This window comes from Roseovarius sp. MBR-79, from assembly GCF_053628555.1.
Genome location: NZ_JBRJGP010000044.1, coordinates 1 through 10,232 on the forward strand (window position 1 = coordinate 1; position 10,232 = coordinate 10,232).

The 10,232-nt window shown below is 58.1% G+C and carries 8 protein-coding genes; 2 read left to right on the forward strand and 6 right to left on the reverse strand.

Features of this window, described 5'->3' with window-relative positions:
- Positions 1 to 249 precede the first annotated feature (249 nt).
- The 6 genes from ACSSV8_RS19455 to ACSSV8_RS19480 form a co-directional block, all read right to left on the reverse strand.
- A complete protein-coding gene (locus ACSSV8_RS19455) occupies positions 250 to 1,338 on the reverse strand; it encodes a LacI family DNA-binding transcriptional regulator (protein ID WP_454283572.1) in 1,089 nt (362 codons plus the stop codon).
- Positions 1,339 to 1,430: 92 nt separating this feature from the next.
- Complete coding sequence (locus ACSSV8_RS19460; protein WP_454283573.1) at positions 1,431 to 2,579, reverse strand: NADH:flavin oxidoreductase/NADH oxidase; 1,149 nt, start codon at positions 2,577 to 2,579, stop codon at positions 1,431 to 1,433.
- A 24-nt stretch (positions 2,580 to 2,603) separates the two neighbouring features.
- Positions 2,604 to 3,695 (reverse strand): NADH:flavin oxidoreductase/NADH oxidase, encoded by a 1,092-nt coding sequence (locus ACSSV8_RS19465; RefSeq protein WP_454283574.1) that lies wholly within the window; start codon positions 3,693 to 3,695, stop codon positions 2,604 to 2,606.
- A 50-nt stretch (positions 3,696 to 3,745) separates the two neighbouring features.
- The gene (locus tag ACSSV8_RS19470) at positions 3,746 to 4,906 is read right to left on the reverse strand and encodes an iron-containing alcohol dehydrogenase (RefSeq protein WP_454283575.1); all 1,161 of its coding nucleotides are present in this window, start codon (positions 4,904 to 4,906) and stop codon (positions 3,746 to 3,748) included.
- A gap of 72 nt (positions 4,907 to 4,978) precedes the next feature.
- Entirely contained in the window at positions 4,979 to 6,406 is a 1,428-nt protein-coding gene (locus ACSSV8_RS19475) for an aldehyde dehydrogenase family protein (protein ID WP_454283576.1), read from the reverse strand.
- Between the two features lie 17 nt (positions 6,407 to 6,423).
- Entirely contained in the window at positions 6,424 to 7,251 is an 828-nt protein-coding gene (locus ACSSV8_RS19480) for an N-acyl homoserine lactonase family protein (RefSeq protein WP_454283577.1), read from the reverse strand.
- 645 nt (positions 7,252 to 7,896) lie between these two features.
- Here ACSSV8_RS19480 and ACSSV8_RS19485 point away from each other — a divergent pair.
- Positions 7,897 to 9,375, forward strand: a complete 1,479-nt coding sequence (locus ACSSV8_RS19485; RefSeq protein ID WP_454283578.1) for an aldehyde dehydrogenase — start codon at positions 7,897 to 7,899, stop codon at positions 9,373 to 9,375.
- A gap of 154 nt (positions 9,376 to 9,529) precedes the next feature.
- Positions 9,530 to 10,232, forward strand: a 703-nt coding sequence (locus ACSSV8_RS19490) for a hypothetical protein (RefSeq protein ID WP_454283579.1), incomplete at its 3' end; no start/stop codon positions are given.

Below are 10,232 nucleotides of genomic sequence, written 5' to 3' on the forward strand. Positions count from 1 at the left end.
AACTTCGATTTGAGGGCGGTTGATAAAGTCGGACATAAGGGCGGACTTACCATCGGAGCGAACACAAGTTCAGACGGCCGCCCCCGGAGGCTTACCGTGAGACCCTCAATGTCGCGAAGGCTGAATGCAAAGCGGAGATTCAACCAAACCCGGTGTGAAGCGATCGGACGCAGGCAACGCTATCTTTTCAAGTGAACCTTAGAAAAGAGGCTGATGGTCGCAAACCGATACGGCCTGTCTGCAGTGCCTTTAAAAGCTTGACGATGTAACGCACCCTGTGGAGCAGATACGTCTGACGGATTCCCGCAGAACAAGCTCTGTCGGGATCTCGAATTTCTTCACTTCCGGCGGGCCGCTCTCCTGGCTGATCTGATCAAGAAGGCTGGTCGCCGCCATTTTACCCAACATATGCGCGTCATAGCGGATCGCAGTGATCGGTGGGGTCAAAATGCCGGCGGTCTCGGTATCGTTGCTGCAAATAAGTGAGACATCACCAGGAAAGGCCTTCCCCATGTTCTGCAAGCCGGAGACAACCCCCGGCAGGAGTCGGACGCCAAGGCAGAGAATCGCGGTTGGCGGCTCCTTCTTGCCCATCAGCATCTGGACTTGGTGATACCCGTAATCGGCATCGAAACTGTCCAGCCGCAGAAGGTCCGAGTCGAGATCCAGTTTGCCTACGCTCATGCCATCTTGAAGCGCCCGCAGCCGTTCGCGCATCACTAATGTACCGCGCCCGCCGGTGATCATCGCAATCCGGCGGTGGCCCATTTCCATCAAATGTTTCACCGCCTGACGGGTTCCGCCGTAATGGTCAGCGCTGATCGAGGTCGCCTCGTCATTCAGTTCCCGTTCCAACATCACGAAGGAAATACCTGAGCGAGAGATCGCGGTGCGTACCTCCGGATTGTCCTCGTCGGTTATGGTCAGGATCAGGCCATCGGCACGTCGGCGGCGGAAAAGGTCGATTAGGTCTACTTCCCGCTCCATCCGGCCGTCTGAGCTGGACGAGACCAGCAGGTAGCCGCGCGGGCCCAACACCTCTTCCGCACCTTTGGTCATGGTCGCGTAAAGCGGGTTGCGGATGTCCGAGAAAATGAAGCCTATCATCCGCGAGGCGGAGGACCGAATATTCTGTGCCGCTACATTCGGCTGCCAGCCCAAGTAGTCGATCGCGGCCCGAACCCGGCGGGCCACATCCGCGCCCACACCCGGTACGTCGTTGATTACGCGGGAGACGGTGCCGGTGGATACGTCTGCATGCTGTGCAACGTCGTGAACCGTAAGCCGTTTCTGCCTGATCTTGTTCTTGCCAGCCGCGGCCCTCTTCTCTTTCACCATGCTTTGTCCTTCCGAAGGCCCGGTTTTCTCCGGACACGTCTTTCTATACCGTCACACAAGTCGCTGGTGTCGGTCTGGACCAAGCAAGCGGTTCAGATAGCGCGACCTTCTGTCCGGATCGATTGGGCCCATTTCTCCAGCCACCAGCCATAAGGTTGCGGCCAGTTCCCGAAATCGAGATCATGCCCCAGTTCCTGTGCCGCGTGCAGCGTCCAGAACGGATTATAAAGGATGCGGCGCCCTATAGCTACAAGATCGGCTCTGCCTTCTGCCAGCACTGCTTCCGCCTGCACGCCGGTGTGGATCATGCCGACCGCCATGGTCGGAATATCCACCTCCGCGCGGATGCGTTCGGCGAAGGGCACCTGGTAGCCTGGGCCGCGCGCGAGGTTCGAATTGGTCGCGCCGCGCACCAAGTTCCCGCCGGACGAGCAGTCGATCAGATCGAGGCCGATGGCCTTAAGCTCGCGCGCCAAAACGACGCTGTCCTCGATGGTCCAACCGCCCTCAATCCAGTCGGTGCAGGATAGGCGCGCCATAAGCGGCATGCCTTCGGGCATCAGAGCGCGTAGGTCCTGGGCGATCTCCAGCGGCAGGCGCATTCGGTTTTCCAGCGTACCTCCATATTGGTCTGTGCGGTGGTTGGCCAACGGCGTCAGGAAGCTTTGTAGCAAGTATCCATGTGCCATGTGGATCTCGATCAGGTCGAATCCAGCATCGATCGCACGACGCGCTGTATCTTTGAACTGCTGACGTAGGCGCGCGATGTCTTCTACGCTCATCTGGCGCGGCGTCTGCCAGCCTTCGGCGAAGGGGACATCGCTCGGTCCTTCGGGTTGCCATAGTTCCTCCCCGCGCGCTATATCCTCTTCCGTCAGTGGCCCGTTGCCCTGCCACGCCCGTTGCGCGCTGGCTTTGCGGCCGCCATGGCTAATCTGGATCCCGATGCGCGCACCGTTCTCCTTCACTCCTTCGACCAGCGATCTCATTCCCGCCACCTGACTGTCATGCCAGAGGCCAAGACAGCCATTGGTAATGCGACCCTCGCGGTGGACGGCGGTCTGTTCGACCATGACGAGCGATACCCCGCCCATGGCGATCTTGTGGTAATGTAGACGGTGGAAATCATTCACCTCCCCCTCATCGGAGATGTACATGGCCATTGGCGACATCACGATACGGTTCTTGAGCTCAAGTTTACGAAGCGTGAAAGGTGTGAAAATTCTGGGATTGTTCGACATTTGGGAAAGGTCCTTTCGCAAATATTAGCGCGGAAGGTTCCGCATCGAGGGATGGCAGCGAAGATAGGGATCGACGACGCGCATCGTGCCATCGAGTGTTTGGCAGGCGTGCCAGGCCCATCGCGGGTTGAAAAGCATGCCGCGCCCAACTGCAATCAAGTCGGCATCGCCGCGCACCAGCACTTCATTGGCCAACTCCGGCTCCGACAGCATGCCGACGGCCATGGTGGGTATATCCGCCTCACGCTTAACCTTTGCGGACAGCGGCACTTGGTAGCCGGGGCCGATGGTTATTTCCTGGTCGGGGGAGGTGCCGCCGCTGGACAGAGCGACGTAATCGCAGCCCTCTGCCTTGAGTGCTTGGGCGAACACGACGGAATCGTCAACCGTCCACCCGCGCTGGACCCAGTCAGTGCCAGAGATCCGCACGCCAAGGGCGCGGTCTCTCGGCCATGCGGCGCGCATGCGGCGGAAGATCTCCAGTGGATAGCGCATCCGCCCTTCGAGATCCCCGCCCCATTTATCTTTGCGCGTGTTGCTTAGCGGAGAGAGGAAGTTGTTCAGGAAATAGCCGTGCGCACAATGCAGTTCTACCAAGTCGAAACCGGCCAACTCGGCCCGGCGCAGAGCGGCTAGATAGGCTAGGGCGATGTTCTCCAAATCTTCCTCGTCCGGTACGATCGGGGCGACGCGACCCGGGTAAGGGCAATCGCTTGCGCCCCAGATAGCCCATCCGCCCTTGCCCGGAAGAAGCGCTTCCCCGCCCTGCCAGGGAGGGGCGACTGAGGCTTTGCGCCCGGCATGGGCTAACTGGATGCCCATCTTCGCGCCTAGGGGGCGGCGGGCGAAATCGACGATGCGTTTCAGCCCCTCGATATGCGCGTCATCCCATATACCAAGGCAGCGCGGCGAGACGCGCCCCTCGGGCAGAACCGCCGTCGCCTCGAAGATGACAATCGCGGCGCCCGAAACGCTAAGATTGCCGTAATGCATCAGATGCCAATCGGTGGCCTTGCCGTCACCCTCGGACGAATATTGTGCCATAGGCGACACAACGATCCGGTTCGGCAGTTCAAGTGCACCCAGCGTCATTGGTTCGAAAAGTTTGTCAGTCATGTTTTCTCCTTTCTGGCCCCGGCGTGCCCAAGACTAGCCGCCCGAAGTGCTCAAAGTGCTTCTTTGAAAAGATCCACGAAGTCTTTTTCCGAAGTCAGACGCGGGTTCCACTTGTTGTACCCCGCGCCTATGCAAAGCTTAGCGAGTTCGGGGATGTCTTTTTCTTTCATACCGATTTCTGACAGGTGGCTCGGAATGCCCAGGTCGCGACATAGGTCGGTGATCGCCGTCACTGCTGTGTTGGCCGCTTCCATTAAGCTCAGGCCCTCGACGTTGCAGCCCATTGCCTGCGCGACGTCGCGGTAGCGTTCGGGGCTAGATATCATGTTGAACCGCGCCACCACCGGTAGGCAAAGCGCATTCGAGAGCCCGTGCGAGATGTGGTAGCGGGCGCCAATAAACCGCGCCATGCAGTGGACGTTTCCGAGGCCGGTCTGACCAAATGCCATCCCCGCAAGAGCGGAGCCGCAGAGCATTTCGAGAGCCGCGTCTGTATTGGCCGGGTTGGCGACATGCTGGCGGATATTGTGTGAAATCAGCCTGAGCGCATGGAGCGTGACTGCATCGCCGAACGGGTTAGAATTGCGCGAGATGTAGGATTCGAACGCGTGCACGAATGCATCGAGCCCCGAATGGGAGGCAACATGCGGCGGCAGAGTTTGCAGCGCCAGTGGATCCAGTAGCGCCACACGAGCCGGGTTCAGTCTCGCGTGACGGATCGACATCTTCACGCCGCGCAACTTGTCGGTGATCACGCAGGAACCCGACATTTCAGATCCGGTGCCTGCGGTAGTCGGCATCGCGATAAGCGGCAGCGGGTCGATCGAGAACTTCTCGATCCCCTCATAATCATGGATGCGCCCACCATTGGTGCTGACGATGGCAACTGCCTTGGCCACGTCGATAGTGGAGCCGCCGCCGACGGCAAGAATCAGCTCCGCGCCAAGTGCCTTGCTGCATGCCAGTGCATCCGCGACTGACTGGTCACCCGGATCCGGCTCGATATCTGAGAAAGTAGTGGCACTGATCCCGCTCTTGGTTAGCATCTCGCCGATCTCTTTGACATAGCTGGCTTCAGCCAGCGCGGGATCGACGACGAGAAGCACCTTGCTTGCCGAGAAATCGGCAAGAAGGTGCGGGATTTGGCGATAGCAGCCGTTCCCGAGAATGGTTCTGGTTGGACAGTAATAGGACGAGGTCGAAAGGAGCATAAGAGGTCTATTTCCTTCTGGGTCACCCGGAGGCATGCGCCCAGTAGCGGGCAAACGGCCCTCGGTTGGGGTTCATGGGTTCAGAACGATCAGGCGTTCAATGGACATCTCTTCGGCGGCATAGGAGGGGCCCTCTTTGCCAAAACCGCTTTCTTTCACGCCGCCGAACGGCATGACATCCACACGGGCTGAGGAGGTCTCGTTGATCTGCACGGTGCCGAAGCGCAGACGCTTCATGGCAATCATCGCGCGTTGGATGTTGGTGGTAAAGACACCCGCCGCAAGGCCGAAAGGGGTGTCGTTGGCCCCTTTAATCGCTTCTTCGAAATCCGTGAAACGGCGCAGGACGATCAACGGTGCAAAGGCCTCGTTGCACCAAGCCTGTTCGGTCGCTGGCATGTCGGTCAGTATCGCCGGTTCGATAACGCTACCGATCCGGGTGCCACCGCAGTGCAGTTTGGCACCAGCTGCCACGGCAGACTGTATCCACTCTTCTCCGCGCTTGGCAGCTTCGATGCTAATCAACGGGCCGACCTTGGTCTCGGGATTGCGGGGATCGCCTGCGACTAGAGTTTTTGCCAGTTTCACTAGCCCGTCGAGCACTTCATCATAGACCGTGTCTTGCACGTAAAGCCGCTGCACAGAGGTGCAAACCTGTCCGGCCTTCCGCAGCCCTGCATTAGCGATCTTGGGTAGCGCGACCGAGAGATCGGCATCCTCGCACACGATGGTAGAGGCGATGGAACCCAGTTCCAGCTGGGTGCGACGCAACCCGGCATAGGACTGGATGATGCGTCCGACTCGGGTGCTGCCAGTGAAAGTGTAGAAGGCAACGGTTTGGTTCTTCAGGAGCGTCTCGCCCAGTCCGCTGGAGCCGTGGATAATGTGCAGAAACCCAGCCGGCATGCCGGCCTCAACCAGTAGCTCGCCCATTATGTTAGCTGTGACCGGGGTCAGTGAGGAGGCCTTAAGCACGGTGGGGTTGCCTGCTGCGAAGCTCGGCCCAATTTTGTGAAGAACGGTGTTCAGCGGCGAGTTAAAGGGCGTGATCGCACAGACTACGCCGATCGGGTCGCGCACGGTAAAACCGATGCGGTTTTCGGATCCGGGATGTGCACCGAAGGGCACCATGTGACCGGTGAAATGCTTGGCAGTTTCGGCTGATAACTCCAGCGTGAGCTTCGCGCGGGACACCTCGGTGCTGGCGTCGATGGTCGTAAAGCCGGCCTCGCATATCATCGCCTCGACTAGGCGTCCGCGATAGCCTTCGATCAGCCGAGCGGCGGAATAAAGTACCTCAGCCCGCTCATAAGGCGGCGGCGGCCCGGCTTCTAGCGCCGCAGCTGCCAACTCGATGGCCCGGTTGGCAAGTGCGTCATCGGCTTGACAGACATGGGCGAAAACTTCGCCGGAAAATTTGTCCAGCACCGGGAAGCTCTCGATGGTTTCGATCCATTCGCCGTTGATCAGAAGGGGGTACGGACGGTTCGAGTTGATCATGCTATTTTCCTAAGTGCTTACTTCGAGATCAGAGGAGGTAGGGACAAGTCCCAGATTCCGTTTGTTCCCGGCACTTCAGGATATTGGAACCGCAACCTAGGGTCGTGCCCTGGAATGATGTGCTCGGGGCTTGAGGCGAGCGAATGTAGGTATTTCAACCCGTCGAGATAGTCGCGCACGTCGACAACCACCGGGTAAGGGTTTTGCAGTTCGCCGTTGAGGTAGAAATGCATCGCATCGGACGCCAGAACTACCTGACCGCGCGCGGTCTTGACTTCGACGATCTGCAATCCGGGCGCATGGCCGCCCACCGGGTGCACGCGTAAGCCCGGAAGGATGTCGGTCACGGTTTCGGTAAAGCTTGCTCGGTTGGCATAAAGCGCGCGAATTACGTCGCAGACCTGGTCTACGTCATAAGGGCGGCGTAGCGGTTCGTGGCACATGGCGCAGCCGGTTGCATGAGCCATCTCAGTCTTGTGGACATGCAATATTGCATTGGGAAAATCTGGAAGGTTCCCAAGGTGATCCCAGTGCATATGGGTGACAATCACGTCGGACACCTCGCTCGGCTTGATGCCTAGGCTTGCTAGGCCCTCGATCGGGCTGCGCAGGAAGTTGTGCCCGCGTGCACGGCAAGTTTTCTCGTCGCAACCGCTATCGATCAGCACGACTTTGTTGCACCCGATTGCGACCCAGCAAAAGAAATCGAGTGGCATGGCCGTGTCATGAAAGTCTATCGGCGACATGAAGTTGTGAGATGCCGGGCGGTTGGCCGGGCTCTCTGCATAAAGAATCATGAACAGCTTGAATTCCGGCGACTCAAGTCCGGCGTTACCAGCAGTCATGCCCTTCCTCCCCTGATCTGTAAGAACTCACACCTTCCATTACCGAACCGGCCTTGCCCGCTTGGTCCGGACCACACCCAGCTACGCTAGGTGTGAAGGCGGGCTGAACTTGTAGCGAGTTAACATTGGTGAAACAATTCATCTTTAATTCGAAACACCTGTTTTGAGTTCGTGTCAAGTCATCTTCGCCGAAAAATTTGAGCGGCCAGATGGAGTACTATTTGGAGTAGAAGTTATGGAAATATTATTTTTTTCGGGGGCATACGGTAATTTCGTAGGCTGATGTTGAAGCGGACTTGGCGGGGGCTGGGGGAGGATTTAGGGAGCGGAGTGATTGGGTTGATAAATTTAAAGTTGAAACGTTTCAAATTTGAAGTTAGAAGATTCGTAACGAGGGGGCAGTAGGTCGAATTCGCGACACACGTTGGAGTTCGAGTGGAGGGGACAGATCAAACATCTACCGAGATGGCAGGCACGCGTTCACGCGTGCTCAAGTCGGCGCACGGCAAGCTATCGAGCGTACTGAATGATTGGCATTTTTTGGCGTGTTCCAAAGCGTCACACTCACTTGCCAGAATGTCTTTTGACCTTGGGCGTCCCTGAAGCGAAAATCTGCCTCGCTGAGCTACCATGAGGAAAGAATGAATGAAGACTTATCAGCTTTTTATCGAAAACGAGTTTGTTGACGCGGCCGAAGGCGGGACATTCGAGACGCTTGATCCGTTCACTGGCGCGCCCTGGGCTCGTGTGTCGCAGGCGACGCAGGCTGATGTTGACCGCGCAGTGGCCTCGGCCAAGGCGGCACTGGACGGCCCTTGGGGGCAAATGTCGGCAAGCGATCGCGGCATGCTTCTACATAAGGTCGGTGAGTTGATCGAATCGAATGCGGACAAGCTGGCGGCGGTCGAGTGCCGCGACAATGGCAAGTTGAAAAGTGAGGTGATGGGCCAAGTCCGCTACGTCGCCAAGTATTTCTATTACTACGGAGGTTTGGCCGACAAAATCCAAGGGACTGTTGTGCCGAACGACAAGCCGAAGGTCTTCAACTACGTCAAGTACGAACCGATAGGTGTCGTTGCGAGTATCACGCCGTGGAACTCTTCGCTTTTGCTGACCGCTTGGAAGGCAGGCCCAGCACTGGCTGCAGGTAACACGATGATCTGCAAGCCGTCCGAATTCACACCGACCTCCCTTCTCCATCTGGCCGAGTTGTTCGTCGAGGCGGGAGTGCCCGCGGGCGTCTTCAACGTTCTCACCGGCTTCGGCGCCGAGTGCGGTGATCCGCTGGTGCGTCACCCGGACGTAGCGCACGTCGCCTTCACCGGTGGCGACGAGGGTGGGCGCAAGGTTTATGCCTCTGCTGCGATGGGGCTGAAGCCAGTTTCGCTGGAGCTTGGAGGCAAGTCGCCCAATATCGTGTTCGATGATGCCGATATTGATAATGCGGTGAATGGTGTGATCACAGGGATCTTCTCGGCCGGCGGGCAGACCTGCATGGCTGGCTCCCGTCTTTTGCTGCAGGACAGCATTCATGACCAATTCCTCGAGAAGCTGGTTAAGATCACCCGCGCGGCCAAGGTCGGTGATCCGTCCGATCCGTCGACGGAGATCGGCCCAGTGGCGACGCTGCCGCAATTCGAGAAAGTGCTGTCTTATATCGACATCGCCAAGAAGGAAGGAGCGCGTTGCGTGGCCGGGGGCAACCGCCTAACCGGCGAGGGATACGGTGCCGGGCAGTTCGTCGAGCCGACGATCTTTGCAGATGTCACCAATGAAATGCGCATAGCGCAGGAAGAGGTGTTCGGCCCTGTTCTGTCGGTCCTGCGTTTCAATGATGAAGATGACGCAGTACGCATCGGGAATGATATCCGCTTTGGTCTTGCCGCTGGCGTCTGGACCAGCAGTCTTCATCGCGCCATGTATATGACCGAGCGGCTCAAGGCTGGGACGATCTGGGTGAACAACTATCGCTCGACCAGCTACACGACCCCGTTCGGCGGCTTCAAGCATAGCGGGATCGGTCGCGAAGGCGGCGTCGAAGCTGTGCGCGAATACATGCAGGCGAAGAGTGTCTGGATATCGACAGATTTGAAGATGCCCAACCCGTTCATCCGGAAATATTAAGGGAACTACCTGCCAAGAAAGATCGAACAGATCCGGCATGTCCGGCCGTTGGAGGAGATCAAACGGGCCAGCCTAGCTCAGGTCAGAAGGCGAAGAGAAAGCCATCTAGGGCTGATTTCAGCTCTTATCAAAAGTGAAAACGAAGGAGGAGATCATGGATTACATCAAATACATCGCGGGGGCCGCGCTTTGCGTTGCGTCCCTTGGTGTGGCAGCGCCTGTCTCGGCACAGGATCCGAGCGGGACGTGGCGTTGGGCGCACTTCTCGGCAGAAGCCTGGGGTTCGTCGCAGGCCGACAAACTTTTCGCCGAAGAGCTGGAGAAACGCACGGATGGTGAGCTCAAAACCCGCTTCTATTGGGCGGGAGCCATGGGGAGCGGTACTGAGCTTTTGGAACTAACCGCGAACAAAGCCGTTGACGTAGGCAGCTTCGTGCCGTCCTATTTTCCCGGTCAAATGCCGCTCATGAGCCTCGTAAACTCGATTCCGCTGACGTTTACAGATCCGGTCGTTGCGATGGAAGTGCAGCAAAAGCTGGCCATGGAAAACCCCTACTTCCAAGAAGAGCTGAAGAAGAACAACGTCTACCCAATTTTGTTCCACGGTCTTGCGCCCTACCGCCTGCAGTGCACGACGCCGGTCCGCAAGATCGAGGACATCAAAGGCCTGCGCGTGCGGACGTTTGGCGAATGGCCTCCGAAACTTGTCCAGCAACTGGGTGCCGTTCCGGTAAACATCGGCATGGTCGAAGTCTATGAAGCTCGGTCGTGTCTCGAATCTGGTGGAAATTCTCCGGCGGCGTTCTCCGGGCGGGTTGATTTGGGCCTGATCAGGCGGCGAGGTCAAGGGTCATGGG

Excerpts from the sequence above, each read along its gene's own strand:
- ACSSV8_RS19455 (WP_454283572.1), bottom strand. The coding sequence starts at position 1,338 with ATGGTGAAAGAGAAGAGGGCCGCGGCTGGCAAGAACAAGATCAGGCAG.
- ACSSV8_RS19460 (WP_454283573.1), bottom strand. The coding sequence starts at position 2,579 with ATGTCGAACAATCCCAGAATTTTCACACCTTTCACGCTTCGTAAACTT.
- ACSSV8_RS19465 (WP_454283574.1), bottom strand. The coding sequence starts at position 3,695 with ATGACTGACAAACTTTTCGAACCAATGACGCTGGGTGCACTTGAACTG.
- ACSSV8_RS19470 (WP_454283575.1), bottom strand. The coding sequence starts at position 4,906 with ATGCTCCTTTCGACCTCGTCCTATTACTGTCCAACCAGAACCATTCTC.
- ACSSV8_RS19475 (WP_454283576.1), bottom strand. The coding sequence starts at position 6,406 with ATGATCAACTCGAACCGTCCGTACCCCCTTCTGATCAACGGCGAATGG.
- ACSSV8_RS19480 (WP_454283577.1), bottom strand. The coding sequence starts at position 7,251 with ATGACTGCTGGTAACGCCGGACTTGAGTCGCCGGAATTCAAGCTGTTC.
- ACSSV8_RS19485 (WP_454283578.1), top strand. The coding sequence starts at position 7,897 with ATGAAGACTTATCAGCTTTTTATCGAAAACGAGTTTGTTGACGCGGCC.